This is a genomic window from Bradyrhizobium agreste (assembly GCF_016031625.1).
In the GTDB taxonomy this organism is placed as follows: domain Bacteria; phylum Pseudomonadota; class Alphaproteobacteria; order Rhizobiales; family Xanthobacteraceae; genus Bradyrhizobium; species Bradyrhizobium agreste.
The window spans coordinates 368,671-388,908 of sequence record NZ_JACCHP010000011.1 but is presented as its reverse complement, the minus strand read 5'-3'; the positions used below and the strand labels follow the sequence as shown (position 1 = coordinate 388,908).

Here is a 20,238-nt window from a genome sequence, read left to right as displayed (position 1 = left end):
TCATGTGGGGCATCGTTCCGGCCGCGGGCCGTGGCAGCCGTATCCAGCCGCTCGCCTTCTCAAAGGAATTGCTGCCGGTCGGGAGCCGGCATGACGACGGTACCGACCGCCCCTGCGCGGTCTCCGAATATCTGCTGGAGCGCCTCATCCTCGGCGGCGCCGACAAGATCTGCTTCGTGATCTCGCCCGGCAAGTCCGACATCCTCGAATATTTCGGCGACCATTACGGCAGCGCGGAGCTCGCTTATGTCGTGCAACCCGACGCCTCCGGCCTGTGCGATGCCGTGTTCAGGGCAAGCACCGTCGTCGGGCAGCACGAGGACGTCATGGTCGGCCTGCCCGACACGGTCTGGTTTCCCAAGGCGGCCCTGCAGTCGCTGCCCGAGGCAGATCTCTCGTTCCTGCTGTTCCCGGTCGAGCACCCCGAATTCTTCGATGCGGTCGTGCTGGACGGCGAGCAGGTGACGAAGATCCAGGTCAAGCAGCCAAATGCAAGCTCGCGCTGGATCTGGGGTGCTTTCAAGATGTCGGCGCGCGGCTTCCGCCAGCTCCAGTCGCTGTGGCACGCTCGCGAACGCCGCGACGAATATTTCGGGACGCTGGTCAATGCCTATCTTTCGGCCGGCGGCAACGGCATCGGCGTCAAGGCCGGCGAATCCTACGTCGATGTCGGCACCATCGACGGCTATCGCACGGCCATGGCCCTGCTCGCCGAGAGCGCCGAGGGCCGTTCCAAGTTGCAGGCCCGCGCCTCATCGGACGGGGCCCGCCCGGTCCCAGCGAACAACGGAGCGATTGCATGACCAGAGGGGCCCTCTCCCGCGAGGAAATCCGCCAGCGCGTCGATGCGCTGGGGCCATGGTTTCACAATCTCGATCTCAAGGGCGTGCCGACCGCGCCGTCGCACTTTCTCGGCGATTATCCCAATGTGAAGTGGCAGCGCTTCTCCGGCATCATCCCGGACCGGCTCGAAGGCAAGACCGTGCTCGATATCGGCTGCAATGCCGGCTTTTACGCCATGGAGATGAAACGGCGCGGCGCCGAGCGAGTGCTCGGCCTCGACACCGAAGAAGAATATCTGGCCCAGGCCCGCTTCGCGGCCGAGGTGAACGGGCTCAGGATCGAATTCCGCAAGATGTCGGCCTATGATGTCGGACAGCTCCGCGAGAAGTTCGACCTCGTGATCTTCATGGGCGTGCTCTATCACCTGCGACACCCGCTGTTGGCGCTGGACCTGATCCATGAGCACGTCGCCGGCGATCTCCTGCTGTTCCAGTCGATGCTGCGCGGCGACAGCCGGATCGAGGCGATCGAGAAGAACTACGACTTCTGGACCACCGACCAGTTCGATTCGCCCGGCTATCCGAAGCTGCACTTCGTCGAGCACAAATATGCCGACGACCCCACCAATTGGTGGGTGCCCAATCGCGCCTGCGTCGAAGCCATGCTGCGCAGCGCCGGCTTTGCCATCGCGGCCCATCCGGAGGAGGAAGTCTATCTGTGCAAGCGCACGACGCGGCCGCAGGCTGACGGGCCGGTCTATCCGTCACGGGAGGCGAGCCGATGATCGAGGCGGCCAAGATCTGGAACGAGCCCAACAACAAATCGCATTGGGACCTGCTGATCGACCCGGACTGGACGATGTTCGCAGACCTCGCGCTCGCGGCCGGAAAGGCCATCCGCAGCGCGCATCCGACCTTGCCGCGGGTGCTCGGCGGCATCTCGCCGATCGACCCGTCCTTCATGCGCACCATGCAGGCGCGCGGCGTGCTCGATCACGTCGACGCCGTTGCCGTGCACGGCTTTCCGCTCGACTGGAATTTATGGCAGATCGGAGAATGGCCGGCCAAGATCGACGAGATCAAGGCTGTCACCTCGCTCCCGGTCTGGGTGACCGAGGTCGGAGTCTCCTCGTTCGGCGCCGAGGAGGTGCAGGCCTGGGGTCTGTCGCGCACCGCCGATCTTCTGATCGGCCGCGCGCCGCGGATCCACTGGTACAGCCTCTATGATCTCCCTTCGGCCTGGGAGGCGACCACCCGGCACAAGGAGGCGGAGGGGTCCTCCTATTACAGGCATTTTCACATGGGCCTGCTGCGCGAGGATGGAACCCCGAAAGCCGCAGCGGAGCTGTTCGGCCAATATGCCGCCGACATGGGCCTGTGCCAGTGGTTTCATTTCGAGGACCATCGTCTCGATGACGCCGTGCGCTGGATGCGGCGGTTCGGCGTGAGGCACTTGCGGACCGGCCTGTCATGGGCCGACAGCTTCCGCCCCAACGCACTGGACTGGTTCGACCGCCAGATGGATGCGCTGGCCGAGTTCGAGGTCACCGTGACGTTCTGCTTCACGCCGGAACACCGCGGTCTCGAACCGCATCACACCAGCCCACCGCTCGACGTGAACGAGTTCGCCGATTTCTGCGCGCAGATGGTCGAGCGGTACTGCACGAAGACCGGTCTCACCTCCTCTACTGGCGCCTCCCCACCGATCAGGGAGCCGACATGCGTGCCCTGATCCTGGTGATGGATTCCGTTGGTATCGGGGCGGCGCCTGACGCTGCCAATTACGGCGACGAAGGTGCCGACACCGTCGGCCACATCGCGGATCTGTGCATGGCCGGGCGTGCCAATAGTCCGCAACGGGAGGGCCCGCTGCGCCTTCCCAATCTCGTGGCGCTCGGTCTTGGAGAGGCCTGCCGCCTTGCGACGGGGCGCGTCCCGCCCGGGCTCGACGGCCCGACACAACATGCGCGCTATGGATGCGCCAGCGAGATATCGAGGGGCAAGGACACGCCGTCCGGTCATTGGGAGATCGCCGGCGTGCCCGTCGCGTTCGACTGGGGCTATTTTCCCAAGATCCAACCCTGCTTCCCGCGCGCTCTCGTCGAGAAGCTGTGCGAACAAGCCGGACTGCCCGGCATCCTCGGCAATTGCCACGCTTCCGGCACCGACATCATCGCCGAATTCGGCGAGCGCCACATGCGCAGTGGCGAGCCGATCTGCTACACCTCGGCCGACAGCGTGTTCCAGATCGCGGCGCACGAGGAGACGTTCGGGCTCAAGCGGCTCTACAACGTCTGCACGGTCGCGAGGCGGCTGGTCGATCCCTTGAACATCGGCCGCGTCATCGCGCGTCCGTTCGTCGGAACGAACGCGGACAACTTCAAGCGCAGCTCGCACCGGCGCGATTTCTCCGTTCCGCCGCCCGAGCGAACCATCCTCAACCTTGCAGAAACTGCCGGCCGCGACATCGTGACGATCGGAAAGATCGACGACATCTTCGCTCATCGCGGCACCGGGCGAAACCTGCGCGGCGACGGCAATGCGGCGCTTTTCGATGCCACGCTCGATGGGCTGAAAGGCCTTGCCGAAGGCGGGCTTCTGTTCGCGAACTTCATCGATTTTGACACGCTCTACGGCCACCGCCGCGACGTCCCCGGCTACGCGGCCGCGCTCGAAGCTTTCGATGCCCGCCTCCCCGAGCTGCTGAGCCGGCTGCGAAGCGACGATCTTCTCATCGTCACCGCCGATCATGGCTGCGATCCGACCTGGAGCGGCTCCGATCATACGCGCGAGCAGATCCCGATCCTGGCGTGGACCGCGCAGTCGACGGCGCCGATCGGCCGACGCGCCGGCTTTGCCGACATCGGTGCGACCGTTGCACGACATCTCGACCTGCCGGCGCCGCTTCATGGCGCGAATTTCTAGCCGGGATTCACCTGGGTTATTGATCCAGGTTAGAGAAACTTTCGTTTGTAGGTTTCGTAGGAACGAACATTCCTTGCACCGCTTCTAACCTCCAGACGTGACTGGCGCGCAGGTCGCCCGACCAAGCAAAGGCGCGCTTCAACTCTCATCATCGACCGGTCCCGCACGGATCGGTTCCATGCGGCACGGAGCGGTGAATGACGCGAGTATTGATGACTGGGGGCGCGGGATTCATCGGTTCGCACACGGCCGACGTGCTGCTTGCGGCCGGCTACGAGGTCCGACTTCTCGACAATCTATCTCCGCAGGTCCATGGCGGCAACCGTCAGCGGCCTGCCTATCTCGCCGAGGACGCTGAGCTCGTGGTTGCCGACGTCACCGATGCTGCGGCCGTCGAACAGGCCTTGCGCGGCGCCGACATGGTGCTGCATCTCGCCTCAGCCGTCGGCGTCGGCCAGAGCATGTACGACATCGAGCCCTATGTCCGGGCCAACGAGCTCGGCACCGCCGTGCTGCTGCAGGCGCTGGCCAAGCGACCGGTCGCACGTCTGGTGGTGGCGTCATCGATGAGCATCTACGGCGAAGGCCTCTATCGCGATGCCGTCGGCAACGTCGTCGCTTGCGACGAACGGCCGATCGCGCAGCTTCGCCAGGGAGAGTGGGAGTTGCGGGATCATGCAGGCCATGCGCTCGATCCCGTGCCCACGCCTGAGACCAAGCAGCCGTCGTTGAGCTCGATCTACGCGCTGAACAAATATGCGCAGGAGCGCATGAGCCTGATCACAGGCAAAGCCTACGGCATTCCGACCGTCGCCTTGCGCTTCTTCAACGTGTTCGGTCCACGGCAAGCGCTGTCGAATCCCTATACCGGCGTGTTGGCCATCTTCGCCGCGCGGCTGCTCAACGGTCGGCCGCCGCTCGTCTTCGAGGACGGCCTGCAGCGGCGCGATTTCGTCCACGTGCACGACGTCGCCCGCGCCTGCCGCATGGCGCTCGAATCCGAGCATAGCCAGGACGTCTTCAACGTCGGCTCGGGCCAAAGCCGCACCATCCTGTCGGTGGCCGAGGATCTGGCTGAGGTGATGGGACGGCGGGAGATCGCTGCCGAGATCACGCGGAAATACCGTGCCGGCGACATCCGCCACTGCTTTGCCGACATCGGCAAATCACGCGACCTGCTCGGCTTCGAGCCGCATGTCGCGTTCAAGAACGGCCTTGAAGAGCTCGCCGGGTACCTCGCCGACCAGATCGCCGACGATCAGGCGGAGCGGGCGACGCGTGAGCTGCTGCAACGAGGGTTGGTTGCGTGATGAGTGAGCAAGACTACAGACCCGTCCTGGTCACCGGCGGCTGCGGCTTCATCGGCTGCAATCTCGCCGACCGTCTCGCCGAGCGCGGCGACCGCGTGCTGGTGCTGGACAATCTTGCCCGCGCCGGCGTGCGCGAGAACGCGCAATGGCTGAAATCCTGGCATGGCGACCGCGTCACCATCACATTGGCCGATATCCGCGACCCCATTCCGGTGATCGACGCTGTGCGCGAGGCGCGGGCCGTGCTGCACCTCGCGGCCCAGGTCGCCGTCACCGACAGTGTCAGCGATCCCTCGGCCGATTTCGAGATCAATGCGCGCGGCACGCTGAATGTGCTCGAAGCCGTCCGCCTGCACAACGCCTCGGCTCCGGTGATCTTCGCCTCGACCAACAAGGTCTACGGGCGCCTGATCGAGGACAGCGAGATCGCGCTGACCGGCCGCCGCTACACGCCGGCCAATGATCTGCTCGCTGGCGGCATCTCGGAGAACGCACCGCTGGATTTCTACAGCCCCTATGGATGCTCCAAGGGCACCGCCGATCAATACGTCCACGATTATGCCCGGGTGTTCGGACTGCAGACCGTGGTGATGCGCATGAGCTGCATCTACGGGCCGCGGCAATTCGGCACCGAGGACCAGGGCTGGATCGCGCACTTCCTGCTCAGCGCCATAAGCGGCAATCCGCTGACGATCTATGGCGACGGCAAGCAGGTCCGCGACGCGCTGCACGTGTCGGATGCGGTGAGCGCCTGGCTCGCGGCGCTCGACCACATCGCGCTGGCCCGCGGGCGCGTCTTCAATCTCGGCGGCGGTCCGGCCAATGCGGTCAGCCTGCTCGAGTTGATCGACCGCATCACCGAGCTGACGGGCCGCAAGGTCAGCTATCGCTTTGCGGACTGGCGACCGGGCGATCAGCCCTGGTACGTGACCGACACGCGGGCGCTCGCCACCGCGCTCGGCTGGACGCCGCAAATGCCTCTCGCCGACGGCCTGCGCTCGCTCCACACCTGGCTCGACAGCCGCTTCGGATCACAGAACAGAAGCGAGGCCCTGGCATGACGCGGGTCGCCCTCATCAATCCGAACTGGGATTTTTCGGGCAGCATCTATTTCGGCTGCCGCTCGCCTCACCTGCCGCTCGAGCTCGGCATCTCCGGGCACTATCTGAAGGCGGCCGGCCACAACACGCTGCTGCTCGATGCGCATATGTTCGATCTCTCGCTTCGCGAGATCGAGGCCGAGCTGCGCGCCTTCCGTCCCGACCAGATCGTCTTCACCACCGCACCGACCTACCTGTTCTGGCGCTGCGCGCCGCCCGAGCTGCGCGTGCCGCAGCAGCTCGCGATCGCGGTGCGGGACCTTGCGCCGACCCTGATCGCGGTCGGCCCGCACGGTTCGACCACGCCGAAGACCGCCCTGAAGAAGCTCGGCGTCGACATCGTCGTGATGGGCGAATGCGAGGCGTCCCTGCTGCGTCTCGCCAATGGCGAGCGGGACTTTCCGGGCCTGTGCTTCCTCGACGGTGCGTCGCTCCGGGTCAATGGCGGCCCGCAGGCGGTCGCGTTCGGCGATCAGCCCGCGCTCGATTGGCCCGACGAGATGATCAGGCGTCACCATCACCATCATCACCGCTTCGAGGCCGCGCCGACGGCGCCGGGTGCCGAGGTGGAGGCCTCGCGCGGCTGTCCGTACAACTGCACGTTCTGCGCCAAGGAGAATTTCCGCAACGCCTATCGCAAGCGGCCGCCCGCCGTCATTCTCGACGAGATCGATCGTCTGCGCCGCCACGGCATCGAGTACGTCTACTTCATCGACGAGATCTTCCTTCCCAACCGCGAACTTTTGGAAGGCTTGACGACGCGCGGGCTGAAGTTCGGCGTGCAAACGCGGATCGATCTGTGGAAGCCCGACATGCTCGCCCTGCTCGGGCGCGCCGGCTGCGCCTCGATCGAAGCCGGCATCGAGAGCCTCACCGTGGAAGGGCGCGCGGCCCTTGCCAAGAACTGCAAGATGACCACGGAGCAGCTCGCCGACCGGCTGGTCGAAGCCCGCCGCCACGTCCCCTTCGTGCAGGCCAATCTGATCGAAGTGCCCGAGGATGACGATCCCGTCGTGCAGCGCTGGCGCCGCACGATGCAGGATGCCGGCGTCTGGGCCAACGATCCGGTGCCGCTCTATCCCTATCCCGGCTCGCCCGACTACCGCAAGCTCTGGGGCGAGCCCGACGATGTCGCCTGGGAGCGCGCGCACCGGCACTATCTCGCGATGTTCGACCAGTTCAGCGACGTGCAGAACGATCGGCCAGTCCCGCTCGACACGCTCGAACTCCAGGTGGCCTCATGAGCGCTGGCGCCGACATCAGGATCATGATGACGACCGACACGGTTGGCGGCGTCTGGACCTATTCCTGCGCCCTCGCCACCAGCCTCGCTGCGTCCGGTGCCGACGTCACGCTCGTGACGCTGGGCCCGCGGGCGCGCGTCGATCAACGTCAGAGGCCGCGCGAGACCCGCGTGCACCTGGTCGAGACGGACCTCGCACTCGAATGGCAGGACCCGGAGGGGCGAAACATTTCCGACGCAAGGCGCGTGCTTGCGAAGCTCGAAGCCAGATTGATGCCCGACGTCGTGCATCTGAACAGCTTTCGCGAAGCGACCTTCGCCTGGCACGCCCCGACCGTGCTGGTGGCGCATTCCTGCGTGAACTCCTGGGCACTCGCCTGCCATGATACGGCTTGGCTAAGCGAGCCGAGATGGCGCCGCTACAGCGAGCGGGTCGCCGCGGCGCTCGACATGGCGCAGGCCTGGGTCTGTCCGAGCCGGGCCTTTCACGACGACATCACGGCGATCTACCAGCCGCGATCGCGCGGCGCCGTGATCTGGAACGGAATTGCGCCTCGCGCCCCCTCTGGACGGAAGCAGGACCTGATTTTCGCGGCAGGACGGCTGTGGGATCGTGCCAAGAACATCGAAACGCTCGCCGCCGCCGCACCCGGACTGGATTGGCCGGTCGAGGTGGCCGGCCCTGTCGACGCACCTCTGTCCACGGGTGTCACCTGGCTTGGAGAGCTGCCGCACGAGGCCCTGGAGACGCGCTTGCAGCATGCAGCGATCTTCGTCAGCCCCGCGCTCTATGAACCGTTCGGCCTCTCGGTGCTGGAAGCCGCCGCCGCGGGCTGCGCGCTGGTCCTCTCCGACATCCCGACGTTCCGGGAATTGTGGCGCGGCGCCGCCTTGTTCGTCGATCCGGCCGATAGCGAGGCGCTGCACCGGATGCTGGCAGAACTTTGCGCTGACGATACGGGGCGAGCAAAGCTGCAGCGCGCCGCCTATGAGCAATCCCTGACCTATTCCTTGAGGCGCATGACAAGCGCCTATCTTGGTCTCTACCGGGACCTGACCGCATCGCGCAGGACAGGCGCGGCGGCCAGCGATATCGAGGTGCGCGCATGAAATGCGTCCTGTTCTATCATGCCTTCACCTCCTGCTGGAACAACGGCAACGCGCATTTCCTGCGCGGCTATGCGCGCGAGCTCCATGCGCTTGGGCATGAGGTCGTCGTGTTCGAGCCCATCGACGGCTGGAGCCGGCTGAACGCAATCCGCGAAGGCGGCAGCCATGCCATGGACGACATTCCGGCGCTCTTTTCCGGCATCGACATCCTCCGCTACGATACCGGCCTCGATCTGGAGCGGACGCTCGATGGCGCTGATCTCGTCGTCGTGCATGAATGGAATTCGCCCGATCTGATCGCGCAAATCGGGCGCAGGCGCGCGCAAGGCGGGTCCTTCACCCTGCTCTTCCACGACACCCATCACCGCGCGGTCAGTGCACCCGACGAGCTTGCGCAATTCGATCTCGACGGATTCGACGGCGTGCTCGCCTTCGGCGAGGTGCTTCGGCAGATCTATCTGAAGCTCGGCTGGGCCGACCGGGTCTTCACATGGCACGAGGCCGCCGACGTCGCGCTGTATCATCCGCTGCCGCAGGTCGAGCGCACCGACGATCTGGTCTGGATCGGCAATTGGGGCGACGGCGAGCGCAGCGCCGAGCTGAACGAGTTCCTGGTCAAGCCCGTGGCGGAGCTGAAGCTCCGCGCCAGCGTCCATGGCGTCCGTTACTCGGACGACGCAATCCACACCATCAGGAGCGCAGGCATCCGCTATGGCGGCTGGCTGCCGGCGCACTGGGCCCCCGTCGCCTTCGCCGGCGCGCGCGCGACCATTCATGTGCCGCGCGGGCCTTACGTGGCCCTGCTGCCGGGCATCCCGACGATCCGCGTGTTCGAGGCGCTGGCCTGCGGCATTCCCCTGATTTCAGCACCCTGGTCGGATGCGGAAGGCCTCTTCCCCGAGGGGGCTTATCTCAGCGTTGCCGACGGCGCGCAGATGAGCCAAGCGCTTCGTACCGTCATCGACGATCCGGAATTCTCTGCTGCGATGGTGAAGACCGGCCTGAAGGTCATCAGGGATCGTCATACCTGCCGCCACCGCGCCGAGCAGCTCATCGACATCGTCACCGACCTCAGGGATTCGGGCCGTTCGGCACGGCCTCAGCACGACATCGGAGCCGTTGCATGAAGATCTGCTTCTTCGGATCCAGCCTCGTCTCGTCCTACTGGAATGGCGCCGCCACCTATTACCGCGGCATGCTGAAGGAGATCGCGGCGCTCGGGCACGAGGTCACCTTCTACGAACCCGACGCCTTCGAGCGCCAGTCGCATCGCGACATCGATGAGCCGGATTGGGCCAGGGTGGTCGTCTATCCCGCGACCTCGGACGGCTGGCGCCGCTCGCTCGACCAGGCCGCACAATCGGCCGGCATGCTGGTCAAGGCCAGCGGCGTCGGCGTCTTCGATCTCGAGCTGGAGAACGCCGTCGCCGCGCTGCCGACGCGGCTCACCCGGATCTATTGGGACGTCGATGCTCCCGCCACCCTCGAGGCGATGGAGAGCGATCCGCAACATCATCTGCGCCGCGCCATCCCGTGCTACGATATGGTCCTGACCTATGGCGGCGGCGAGGGCGTCGTATCCGCATATCGATCTGTGGGCGCGCGGGACTGCGTACCGATCTACAACGCGCTCGATCCGGCCACGCATTTTCCCTCGCCGCCCAATCCGCGCTTCGCCTGCGATCTCAGCCTGCTGGCGAACCGCCTGCCTGACCGCGAGAAGCGCGTCGAGCATTTCTTCCTCGACGTTGCACGCCGCCTGCCCGAAAAGTCCTTCGTGCTCGGCGGCTCCGGCTGGGACGACAGGGACGCCCCCAGCAATCTGCGCAAGGTCGGCCATGTCGGCACCGCCGACCACAACGCGTTCTTCGGCTCCGGGTTCGCCACGCTCAACGTCAATCGCGACAGCATGGCGCGCTACGGGTTCTCGCCGCCGACGCGGGTGTTCGAAGCGATCGGCGCCGGGGCCTGCCTGATCACGGACCAATGGACCGGCATCGATCATTTCCTCGAACCCGGCCGCGAGGTGCTGGTCGCCGCTGACGGCGCCGAGGTGGCAGAGCACCTCGCCGCGCTCGATCCAGAGCGGGCCCGTTCGATCGCCCGCCGCGCCCGCGCACGCATTCTCAGCCAGCACACCTATCGGCAGCGCGCCCGCCAGTTCAACGATCTCTTCGTCGCCAACAGCTCCCGAATCGAGGCAGCAGAATGAATCTCTCCATCGTCGTCATCGGTCTTTCGGTCACTTCGTCCTGGGGCAACGGTCATGCCACGACCTACCGCGCCCTGATCGAAGCCTTGGCGCGACGAGGTCACCGCATCACGTTCCTGGAGCGGGACGTGCCCTGGTATCGGGATCACCGTGACCTGACCAAGCCCTCTGCCTGGGCTGTCGAGCTGTACCAATCTTCGAAGGATGTTCCGCGCCAGTTCGGCAAGCTGATCCGTGATGCCGATCTGGTGATCATCGGCTCTTATGTCCCCGACGGCATCGCGCTTGCCGAATGGACCACGACCCACGCGAGGGGCGTCACCGCGTTCTACGACATCGACACGCCGGTCACTCTGGCGCGGCTGGAGCAAGGCGTCGACTATCTCTCGGCGGCAATGATCCCGCGCTTCGATCTCTATCTCTCCTTCACTGGCGGACCGGTGCCTGGCATGATCGAGCAGGGCTACGGCAGTCCGCTCGCGCGTGCGCTCTATTGCAGCGCGGACGCGGCGACCTACGCACCGAAGCAGGCGCAGCCGAAATGGGCGCTCGGTTATCTCGGCACCTACAGCGAGGACCGGCAGCCCGTTCTCGACGAGCTGCTGCTTGCACCGGCGCGCACGCTATCGTCCGATCAATTCGTCATTGCCGGCGCGCAATATCCGGACAATATCGCCTGGCCTGCGAACGTCGCCCGGATCGAGCACCTCTCGCCGAAGCAGCACCCGGAGTTCTACGCGGCTCAGCGTTTCACGCTGAACGCCACCCGCGCCGACATGAAGGCACTGGGCTTCTCCCCAAGCGTCCGGCTGTTCGAGGCCGCCGCCTGCGGCACGCCCGTGATCTCGGACCGGTGGCCCGGGATCGAGACGATCTTCGCGCCGTCGAAGGAAATCCTGCTGGCGACCGGCCCACGCGAGGTCGTCGAGATCCTGCGCGACATGCCGGAGGAGCAACGGCGCACGATCGCGCACAACGCGCGGCGGCGGGTTCTCGCCGACCACACCCCCGACCATCGCGCGCGACAGCTCGAGACCTATTATGCCGAGGCCGCTGCGCGGCGCCGCCGCAAGACGGCGCCGCTCCCCGTCGTTCGCCCCATGCAGGTCGCCCAGCTCTGAAAGGCCACATCATGACACTCCAGACCCGAATCCACGCATCCCGCCGCTCGCCGACGGTCGTCGTCGCCGGCGGCGCCGGCTTCATCGGATCGCATCTCTGCGATGCGCTCCTGCAACGCGGCAGCATGGTGATCTGCCTGGACAATCTGTTTACGGGGACCACCGGCAACATCCGCCCCCTCCTCAACCATCCGAACTTCCGCTTCATCGAGCATGACGTGCGCGATGCCATCGAGATCGACGGCGAGATCGACCGGATCTACAGCCTCGCCTGCCCGGCCTCGCCCCGCCACTATCAAGTCGATCCGGTCGGAACGATGAAGACCTGTGTGCTCGGCTCGATCAACCTGCTCGAACTGGCGCGGCAGAAGGGCGCCCGGATTCTTCAGGCCTCCACCAGCGAGGTCTACGGCGACCCGGAGATGCATCCGCAGCCGGAATCCTATCTCGGCAACGTCAATCCGATCGGGCCGCGGGCCTGCTACGACGAAGGCAAGCGCGCCGCAGAGACGCTGATGTTCGACTACCGGCGCATGCACGGGACCGAGATCAAGGTCGCGCGCATCTTCAACACCTACGGCCCGCGCATGCTCGAAAACGACGGCCGCGTCGTCTCCAACTTCATCGTGCAGGCGCTGCGCGGAGAGCCGATCACGATCTACGGCCAGGGCACGCAGACCCGCAGCTTCTGCTTCATCGATGATCTGGTGCGGGGGCTTCAGCTCTTGATGGAGAGCCCCGCCTCGGTCGCCGGTCCGTGCAATCTCGGCAATCCGCACGAGGTCACGATCGAGGCCATCGCCCGTGAAGTGCTGGCATGCACCGAATCGGCTTCCCCGCTGCGCTTCGAGCCGCTGCCTAAGGACGATCCCAAGCGCCGCAAGCCCGTGATCGATGCCGCAGAGAAGATTCTCGGATGGCGTCCGAGGGTGGCATTGAAGGACGGCCTTCAAGCGACCATTGCCTATTTCGCGCTCCGCCTCGCCGGGGAATCGCCGACGCTCGTGCCGGCCATCGCCGCGCGCAGGACGCGCCCTCCAGCACGCAGCCGGCTGACGATGTCCGAGCAGTCGTAAGGACGTCGCCGAATGATCGCGTAAGTCGGGCAGCCTAGGCCACCTCGGTCGCATCGGCGCATTCCAGGACTTTCGTGCCGGCGCGGCGACGGACGTTCGCGAACATGCGGCGATAGAGCACGACTGAGACGAGCCATGCGACCGCGAACAGCGCGATCACGACAAAGCCGACATTGGCAAGCGACTCGTTGAGGTCCTCGACCAGCGCCCATGCACCGCCGGAGAGGCCGAGACGATCGCTGATCAGGCCGAGCGCCTCGATCCCGCCGATGAACAGTGCAACCGCCACGGAGGCGCCGGTGATCGTGAGATTGTACCAGAGCTTGCGCAAGGGATCGACGAAGGCCCAGCGATAGGCACTCACCATCAGCGCGGAATCGGCCGTGTCGACCAGCGCCATGCCTGCAGCGAACAGCGCGGGGAAAACCAGCACATCGGCGAGCGAGGCGCCGCGCGCGGCTTCGCTGGCGGAGATGCTGAGCAGGCTGATCTCGGTCGCGGTGTCGAAGCCGAGGCCGAACAGGAAGCCGAGCGGGTACATGTGCCAGGGCTTCGTCACCAGGCGGAACATCGGTCCGAGCAGCCGCGCCAGGACACCACGGCCGGCAAGCAGCGCATCGAGCTGGGCAGCATCGTGAACGCCCTGCTCCCGCGCCGCGCGAAACGTCCGCCACAGGCCGGCGAAAATGACGAGATTGATCGCGGCGACCGCGAGCAGGAACAGCGCCGAGACCGAGGTGCCGATGAGGCCACCGACCTCCTTGAGCAGGCTGTCGCCGCCGAGGCTCACGACGCCCAGCGCCAGCAGCATGGTCGCCACCACGACGACGGTGGAATGGCCGAGCGCGAAATAGAGGCCGACGCTGCGCGGCGTCTCACCGGCGTGCATCAGCTTGCGCACGACGTTGTCGATGGCGGCAATGTGGTCGGCATCGACGGCGTGACGCAGGCCGAACACCCAGGCCAGCAAGGCGGTCGCCATCACCGTCGGCCGCTCGCCGAACAGCGTGAGGGCCCAGGCCCATGCGGCGAGGTTGGCAGCGACGAGCCCGCCGAGCAGCGCCACCGTTCCGGGCTCGACCGCCCGCAAAGTCCGCATCGCTGCTCGTTCCATTCGCCCGCCTTTGCAGTATGACGTTTATCAAAATCTCTCATACTGGCAAGAGCAAGAGCCGGACCAGTTTCGCGCCGACGCCTGACGAGCCGACGGATTGCGAACCAAATGGCTGGCCTCATGGAAGAATTCGGCATCAACCGATCACGGTATCGATGCGGAATGGGGCGCTTCTATTGGCAAGCAGATATCCACTTTGGCGACGAAGTTGACGGTCGTCAGGGGGGAGCTCGGACCGCCCGCGCAAGTGGAACCGATCGCTGTGAAGCGGCTCACATCCGATTCGACGATCCGGATGTATTCATCGTGCCGGGTGGAGATGGCAGACGGAGACGCGCATGAAACTCCTCATGCTCTCGCTTATTGCAGCCATGCTTCTCGCCGGTGCGGCCAACAGCGTGTTCAGGCCGCGTGCAGTGCCTCATGTTGGCCAGGCCGGCGTGGGGTCCATTCAAGACATGCAGACGGGCCAGGCCGACAAGCTTCCCGAGCAGGAGCTGCAGGACCGCTCCGTCTTGTTTGCGAAAGAGCCGGCGCGGTAGGCGGCAGGCTCGCCCTATTCGGCCGCTGCGGTCGCGGGTTGCGGCTGCCCGTCGTTCGGTCCCGTTCGTGCCTTTTGCTCGTCGAGCCAGAGGCTATGGTGCTCGCGCGCCCAGTTGACGTCGACTTCGCCCGAGCCCATCGCCTCGAACGCGCCTTCCATGCCGATTGTGCCGATATAGATGTGCCCGATCATCGCCGCGACGAACAGGACCGCCACGATGGAGTGGACGATCTGGGCCATTTGCATGCCCTCGATCCCCGTGCCGTAGAACGGGAACATCAGCGCATAGCCCGACGCTGCGACCAGCCCGCCGCCAATCACGACGATCCAGTAGATCATCTTCTGGCCGGCATTGAAGCGGTAGGCCGGCGGATGGTCATGTCCGATCAGCCCGCCGCCGCGCTTGGCCCATTCGATATCCACCTTGTTCGGGATATTGCCGCCGATCCACATCAGGAAGATCAGGACGACGCCGAGCGTGAACGGGAAGCTCAGATAATTGTGCGCGTACTTGGCCCATTGCGACCATTCCGAGAACGCTTCAAATCCGATCAGCGGCAGCAAGAGCGGCCGGCCGAAGGTGATGTTCAGCCCGGAAATCGCCAGCACGATGAAGCAGGTCGCCGTCAGCCAGTGCACGAAGCGCTCGAAGGCGTTGAAGCGCACGATGGTGCGGCCGGACCGTCCGGATTCGAGACGCACCATCCCGACGGTGAGATAGAAGATCACGATGGCGGCGATCGTGCCGAGGATGGCGATGCCGCCGATCCAGCGCAGCGTCACATTGCGGAACTCCCGCCACTCCCGTCCCTGCGGCTGCTCGAGCACACCGGAGCGCTGATCGGGAATGCTGACGCGGCCCTGGATCCGATTGAGCTCCTGCAGGAGCTGCTGCTCCTTGACCGAGCTCGCGGTCGGATTGACCTGCTGAGCGCTCGCGGGCGCCATGCTCACCAAAAGAAGCAGCGCCCAGGCGCCGAGCGCCAGACGAATGAACCTTCCAAACGACGTCATCACGTCCTCCCGGTCTTGCGCGCCCTTCGGCTGCCCACGTCAGGACTCGATTGTCTCGCGATATGCGGTCTTCCAGCCCCATGCACCCGAGCCGTAACCGCGCTTCATGACGCGCTCCTTGTAGATCTGCGCGATGATCTCGCCGTCGCCCGCAAGCAGGGATTTGGTCGAGCACATCTCGGCGCACAGCGGCAGCTTGCCTTCGGCCAGCCGGTTCGCACCGTATTTCGCGTATTCCTCCTTGCTGCCGTCGGCCTCCGGGCCGCCGGCGCAATAGGTGCATTTGTCCATCTTGCCGCGGGAGCCGAAGTTTCCGACCTTCGGATATTGCGGCGCGCCGAACGGACAGGCGTAGAAGCAATAGCCGCAGCCGATGCAGAGGTCCTTGGAGTGCAGCACCACGGCATCGGCCGTGGTGTAGAAGCAGTTCACCGGACACACCGCCGCGCAAGGAGCGTCCGTGCAGTGCATGCAGGCCATCGAGATCGAGCGCTCGCCCGGCTTGCCGTCGTTGATGGTGACGACGCGCCGCCGGTTGATACCCCAGGGCACCTCGTGCTCGTTCTTGCAGGCGGTGACGCAGGCGTTGCACTCGATGCAGCGATCAGCGTCGCAGAGAAATTTCATCCGAGCCATCGTCGTTACTCCTAAGCCGCCGCGATTTGGCAGAGAGTGACCTTGGGCTCCTGCATGCCCGTCGCGGGGTCGTATCCGTAGGTCGTGATCGTGTTGGCGCTTTCGCCGAGCACGATCGGGTCGGTGCCCTTCGGGTAATTGCCGCGAAGATCCTTGCCCGCGAACCAGCCGCCGAAGTGGAATGGCATCCAGGCAACGCCCTTGCCCACGCGCTCGGTGACGAGCGCTTTCATCCTCGCCCTGGAATTATTCTCGGCACCAGTGACCCAGACCCAGCCACCGTCCTTGACACCGCGCTCGGCGGCGTCGGCAGGATTGATCTCGATGAACATGTCCTGCTGCAATTCGGCAAGCCACGGGTTGGTTCGGGTCTCCTCGCCGCCGCCCTCATATTCGACCAGACGGCCGGACGACAGGATGAGTGGGAACTGTTTTGCAATACCCTTCTCCACCGCCGCCTTCTGCACGGAAAACCCGATATTCGGCATCCGGAACTGCTTGGCGTCGGGCAGCGTCGGATATTTGGCGACGAGGTCGACGCGCGGCGTGTAGATCGGCTCGCGGTGGACGGGAATCGGATCGGGCAAGCCGAAGGCATTCATGCGCGCCTTGCCATTGCCGTAGGGAACGCAGCCATGCGCCAGCGCCACGCGCTGGATGCCTCCCGACAGGTCCAGCGCCCACGACACAGCGTCCGGATTGGCCGGATTGATCTTGTTGATGACGGCCATTTCCGCTTCGGTGAGCTCGCTGTCCCAGCCGAGCTTCTTCAGGCTCGCCAGTGTGAACTCTGGGTAGCCGTCCTGAATTCCCGACCCCAGCGAGTACGAGCCGTCCGCAAGCAGGCTCACCTTCCGGCTCGTGCCGTCCGGCAGCTTCTCCTCGCGTTCGATGCCGAACCGCGGCCGGAACGTGCCGCCGCCGTCCATCACGTGCAGATTGGTGTTGTAGAGCAGCGGCGTGCCGGGATGCTTGACCTCCGGTGACCCCCAGCACGGCCAGGGCAGACCGTAATAGTCGCCTCCGACCTCGGGATCGTCCTTCGGCGCCCGCATCGTCAGCATATCGAATTTGGCCTGGTTCTTCATGTGCGCCTTGAGGCGCTCGGGCGATTGCCCGCAATACCCGGTCGACCAGCTGCCGCGGTTCATCTCGCGCAGCACATCCTCCGCCTCGGGAAGATTGTTCTCGACCTTGATTTTCTTGAACATCTGGTCGGCGAAGCCGAGCTTCTTCGCCATCAGGTAGATGACCTCGAGATCATCCTTCGATTCGAAGATTGGCTTCACGATCTGCTCGCCCCATTGCAGCGAGCGGTTGGAGGCGACGCGCGACCCCTTGCATTCGAATTGCGTGGCGACCGGCAGAATGTAGACGCCATCCTTGCGGCCCGCCTCGACGGCGAGCGAGGCCCAGGTCGTCGGGTGCGGGTCGGCAATGACGAGCAGCTCGAGCGCCTTCAGGCCATTGAGGGACTCGGGAATGCGGGTGATGCTGTTGGAGGCGTGTCCCTGCACGAACACCGCCTTCACATTGTCCTTCTGCGCGACCTGATCCTTCGGCAGCGTCACCGCCTCGAACCAGCGGGTCAGCGGAATGCCGGGAGTTTCCATGATCTGCTTGGAGTCGAAGCGCGACTTCAGGAAGTCGTAGTCGACCTCCCAGACCCGCGACCAATGCTTCCAGGCGCCTTCGGCGAGGCCGTAGTAGAACGGCAGCGTGACGATATCGAGCCCGACATCGGTCGCACCCTGCACGTTGTCGTGGCCGCGGAAGATGTTGGCGCCAGCGCCGGCCTTACCGACATTGCCGGTCATCAGCAGCGCGATGCAGCTCGCCCGCACATTGGCGGTGCCGACGGTCTTCTGGGTCTGGCCCATGGCCCAGATGAGGGTTGCCGGCTTCTCGGTGGCGAACATTTTGGCGACGCGCTTGAGCTGCTCGCCCGGAATGCCAGTGACGCGCTCGACCTCTTCCGGAGGCCACTTCTCAACCTCTTTCTTGATGTCGTCGAAACCGTAGACGCGTTGGCGGATGAACTCCTTGTCCTCCCAGCCATTCTGGAGAATGTGCCACATCATGCCATAGAGCACCGGGATGTCGGTGCCCGGCCGCATCCGCACGTATTCGGTCGCATGCGCGGCCGTGCGCGTCAGGCGCGGGTCGATGACGACGAAGTTGGCCTTTTGCAGCTCCTTGCCCTCGAGCAGATGTTGCAGCGATACCGGATGCGCCTCGGCTGGATTGCCGCCCAAGACGACCTGCGTCTTCGCATTGCGGATATCATTGTAGCTGTTGGTCATCGCACCGTAGCCCCAGGTATTGGCGACGCCGGTGACGGTAGTCGAATGGCAGATGCGAGCCTGGTGATCGGTGTTGTTGGTCCCCCAGAACGCACCGAGCTTGCGGAATAGGTAGGCGCCTTCGTTGGTCATCTTGGCCGAGCCGAGCCAATAGACGGAATCGGGGCCCGACTTCTCGCGTACGGCCTGAAGCTTGTCTCCGATCTCGTTGATCGCGGTGTCCCAAGACACGCGTGTCCACTGCCCGCCCACGAGCTTCATCGGATAGCGCAGCCGCCGCTCGCTGTGCACGAGTTCGCGCACCGAAGCGCCCTTGGCGCAATGCGAGCCTCGATTGATCGGCGAATCCCAGCTGGGCTCCTGGCCGATCCATACGCCGTTCAAGACCTCGGCCGTCACCGTGCAGCCAACGGCGCAATGCGTGCAGATGCTCTTACGGATGGTCGCGCCTGCGGTGAGCGGACCAGCCATTGCGGCTTCCGCCTTACGCACGCTGCCGAGCGGCATGGTGCCAAGCGCAGCAAGCGCGCCGCCGGCAACACCGGATTTGCGCAGGAAGCTGCGGCGGTCGAGACCGCTGGCCTGTCCCGCAAGGGACTCGACAACGGAGCCCTGGCGCGGGGAATGCTGGTGTGTTCGCTTGATCAGCACGGTCAGCCTCCCTTGGCCGGATAACGATTGACGCGGTAAAACGCCTTGACGTGGTCGGATTCCTGGTAGCGCGCCTTGCGCTTCTCATCGTTGGTTTCGCTGTCCGCCTCTGCGGACCCGACCAAGGGCGTCGCGAGCGTCGCGCCCGCGCCGACCGTGCCGATCCCCACCTTGCGAAGGAAATCGCGGCGTCCGACCTTTGCTTTCGTCTCGTCACTCATCGCATCTCTCCCGGACCGAGGCGCCTCGGTCAGCTGGCGAATGTGAATGCTTCCGTCTCGATTTCGATGAAGGTGCGGCCGAGCGCGCCGACTGCGCGATAGAAACCGGCATCCCTCGCGCCCTCCATGTCGGCGAACAGCCGCCCCATCCAAGGGGAAACATGCTTTTCGAAGAAGGCGCGCTGTGCCTCGTGGGAGGCATCGAAGCGGCCGTCGGCGAAGCCCGACATGATTTCGCACAGGATGGCGGCGTGATCCTCGGGTTCGGAATTGTTGGTAACCTGCTCGATGCCGAGCGTCGCCAGGTCGCCGCGCAGGCGCGACAACGGCCGTTCGTTGAGGAAGCCCGTGAGATAGTAGGAAGCATAGGGCAGCAATTCGCCGCGGCCGAGCCCGACGAACAGATCGAAATACTCCCGCTCGACTTTCGCTGCGACGGCGCTCGAGGCGGCCTCGGCGAGCGCCGCATGCGCGCGCCCGAGCGGCGTCGCGTCATCGCGGAGCGCGGCGAGCTGATCGAGCAGGCGCTTCGACGGAGGTGCAGACAGCAGCACCGCGAGCAAGGCGTATTCCCGCGCGCGCGCCGCATCGATGGGATCGACGAGCTCGCCAGAGCCGGCTTGCTCGCCGTAAAGATCGGGCCGCAGATCGTTCCGCGAGACGCCGGTCGCCGTTTCAACTGCAACTACCCGTTGTGCAGGCACGCGGGTCCAATTCGACACGGAAGGCTGGCTTATGCCTATTTTGCGTGCAAGCTGAGCGATGCCGCCCGCAGCATCGATCGCGCGATCAAGCCCGTCATCACGCACGTGGACCTCCCATCCAAGTCCCGTCTGCTTGATTATCGCTTTTGTTACAAAGCAGTAGGTAGCGTAA

The 20,238-nt window shown here is 65.1% G+C and carries 19 protein-coding genes; 13 read left to right on the top strand and 6 right to left on the bottom strand.

Translation table 11 applies throughout. The features are described 5' to 3' along the window. Positions 1-2 precede the first annotated feature (2 nt). From HZZ13_RS18770 to HZZ13_RS18715, 12 genes are all read left to right on the top strand, one after another. On the top strand, positions 3-803 hold the full coding sequence (locus HZZ13_RS18770; RefSeq protein WP_197961012.1) for a nucleotidyltransferase family protein: 801 nt from the start codon (positions 3-5) through the stop codon (positions 801-803). Beyond that, positions 800-1,567 (top strand): TIGR04290 family methyltransferase, encoded by a 768-nt coding sequence (locus HZZ13_RS18765; protein WP_197961011.1) that lies wholly within the window; start codon positions 800-802, stop codon positions 1,565-1,567. The genes HZZ13_RS18770 and HZZ13_RS18765 overlap by 4 nt, the downstream gene beginning before the upstream one ends. Beyond that, the gene (locus tag HZZ13_RS18760) at positions 1,564-2,514 is read left to right on the top strand and encodes a glycoside hydrolase 5 family protein (RefSeq protein WP_197961010.1); all 951 of its coding nucleotides are present in this window, start codon (positions 1,564-1,566) and stop codon (positions 2,512-2,514) included. The genes HZZ13_RS18765 and HZZ13_RS18760 overlap by 4 nt, the downstream gene beginning before the upstream one ends. After that, positions 2,502-3,707, top strand: a complete 1,206-nt coding sequence (locus tag HZZ13_RS18755; RefSeq protein ID WP_197961009.1) for a phosphopentomutase — start codon at positions 2,502-2,504, stop codon at positions 3,705-3,707. The genes HZZ13_RS18760 and HZZ13_RS18755 overlap by 13 nt, the downstream gene beginning before the upstream one ends. Positions 3,708-3,904: 197 nt before the next feature. After that, the gene (locus HZZ13_RS18750; RefSeq protein ID WP_197961008.1) at positions 3,905-5,017 is read left to right on the top strand and encodes an NAD-dependent epimerase/dehydratase family protein; all 1,113 of its coding nucleotides are present in this window, start codon (positions 3,905-3,907) and stop codon (positions 5,015-5,017) included. Beyond that, entirely contained in the window at positions 5,017-6,078 is a 1,062-nt protein-coding gene (locus HZZ13_RS18745) for an NAD-dependent epimerase/dehydratase family protein (protein WP_197961007.1), read from the top strand. Before HZZ13_RS18750 ends, HZZ13_RS18745 begins: the two co-directional genes overlap by 1 nt. Then, positions 6,075-7,361, top strand: coding sequence for a TIGR04295 family B12-binding domain-containing radical SAM protein (locus HZZ13_RS18740; protein ID WP_197961006.1), 1,287 nt, complete (start codon positions 6,075-6,077; stop codon positions 7,359-7,361). Before HZZ13_RS18745 ends, HZZ13_RS18740 begins: the two co-directional genes overlap by 4 nt. Further along, positions 7,358-8,470 carry a glycosyltransferase family 4 protein gene (locus tag HZZ13_RS18735; protein WP_197961005.1) on the top strand — a complete coding sequence of 371 codons (1,113 nt, stop codon included), beginning with the start codon at positions 7,358-7,360 and terminating at the stop codon, positions 8,468-8,470. The genes HZZ13_RS18740 and HZZ13_RS18735 overlap by 4 nt, the downstream gene beginning before the upstream one ends. Further along, positions 8,467-9,597 (top strand): CgeB family protein, encoded by a 1,131-nt coding sequence (locus HZZ13_RS18730; RefSeq protein WP_197961004.1) that lies wholly within the window; start codon positions 8,467-8,469, stop codon positions 9,595-9,597. The genes HZZ13_RS18735 and HZZ13_RS18730 overlap by 4 nt, the downstream gene beginning before the upstream one ends. Beyond that, positions 9,594-10,682, top strand: coding sequence for a CgeB family protein (locus tag HZZ13_RS18725; protein WP_197961003.1), 1,089 nt, complete (start codon positions 9,594-9,596; stop codon positions 10,680-10,682). Before HZZ13_RS18730 ends, HZZ13_RS18725 begins: the two co-directional genes overlap by 4 nt. Beyond that, on the top strand, positions 10,679-11,803 hold the full coding sequence (locus HZZ13_RS18720; RefSeq protein ID WP_197961002.1) for a CgeB family protein: 1,125 nt from the start codon (positions 10,679-10,681) through the stop codon (positions 11,801-11,803). The genes HZZ13_RS18725 and HZZ13_RS18720 overlap by 4 nt, the downstream gene beginning before the upstream one ends. 11 nt (positions 11,804-11,814) lie before the next feature. After that, on the top strand, positions 11,815-12,879 hold the full coding sequence (locus tag HZZ13_RS18715; protein ID WP_197961001.1) for a UDP-glucuronic acid decarboxylase family protein: 1,065 nt from the start codon (positions 11,815-11,817) through the stop codon (positions 12,877-12,879). Between the two features lie 34 nt (positions 12,880-12,913). Here HZZ13_RS18715 and HZZ13_RS18710 read toward each other — a convergent pair whose 3' ends face one another. Continuing rightward, positions 12,914-13,993 (bottom strand): HoxN/HupN/NixA family nickel/cobalt transporter, encoded by a 1,080-nt coding sequence (locus HZZ13_RS18710; protein WP_197961000.1) that lies wholly within the window; start codon positions 13,991-13,993, stop codon positions 12,914-12,916. Between the two features lie 338 nt (positions 13,994-14,331). Between HZZ13_RS18710 and HZZ13_RS18705 the strand changes: the two genes are divergently transcribed. Continuing rightward, entirely contained in the window at positions 14,332-14,535 is a 204-nt protein-coding gene (locus HZZ13_RS18705; protein ID WP_197960999.1) for a hypothetical protein, read from the top strand. A 14-nt stretch (positions 14,536-14,549) separates the two neighbouring features. Here the strand turns inward: HZZ13_RS18705 and HZZ13_RS18700 are convergent, their stop codons facing one another. The 5 genes from HZZ13_RS18700 to HZZ13_RS18680 are packed head-to-tail and all read right to left on the bottom strand — an operon-like array spanning position 14,550 to position 20,171. Continuing rightward, positions 14,550-15,551 (bottom strand): formate dehydrogenase subunit gamma, encoded by a 1,002-nt coding sequence (locus tag HZZ13_RS18700; RefSeq protein ID WP_197960998.1) that lies wholly within the window; start codon positions 15,549-15,551, stop codon positions 14,550-14,552. Between the two features lie 39 nt (positions 15,552-15,590). Beyond that, a complete protein-coding gene (gene fdh3B, locus HZZ13_RS18695) occupies positions 15,591-16,187 on the bottom strand; it encodes a formate dehydrogenase FDH3 subunit beta (RefSeq protein WP_197946740.1) in 597 nt (198 codons plus the stop codon). A gap of 11 nt (positions 16,188-16,198) precedes the next feature. Further along, positions 16,199-19,141 (bottom strand): formate dehydrogenase subunit alpha, encoded by a 2,943-nt coding sequence (locus HZZ13_RS18690; protein ID WP_197960997.1) that lies wholly within the window; start codon positions 19,139-19,141, stop codon positions 16,199-16,201. 2 nt (positions 19,142-19,143) lie between these two features. Next, positions 19,144-19,362, bottom strand: coding sequence for a twin-arginine translocation signal domain-containing protein (locus HZZ13_RS18685; RefSeq protein WP_197960996.1), 219 nt, complete (start codon positions 19,360-19,362; stop codon positions 19,144-19,146). 29 nt (positions 19,363-19,391) lie between these two features. Beyond that, positions 19,392-20,171 (bottom strand): molecular chaperone TorD family protein, encoded by a 780-nt coding sequence (locus HZZ13_RS18680; protein ID WP_197960995.1) that lies wholly within the window; start codon positions 20,169-20,171, stop codon positions 19,392-19,394. Positions 20,172-20,238: the final 67 nt, after the last annotated feature.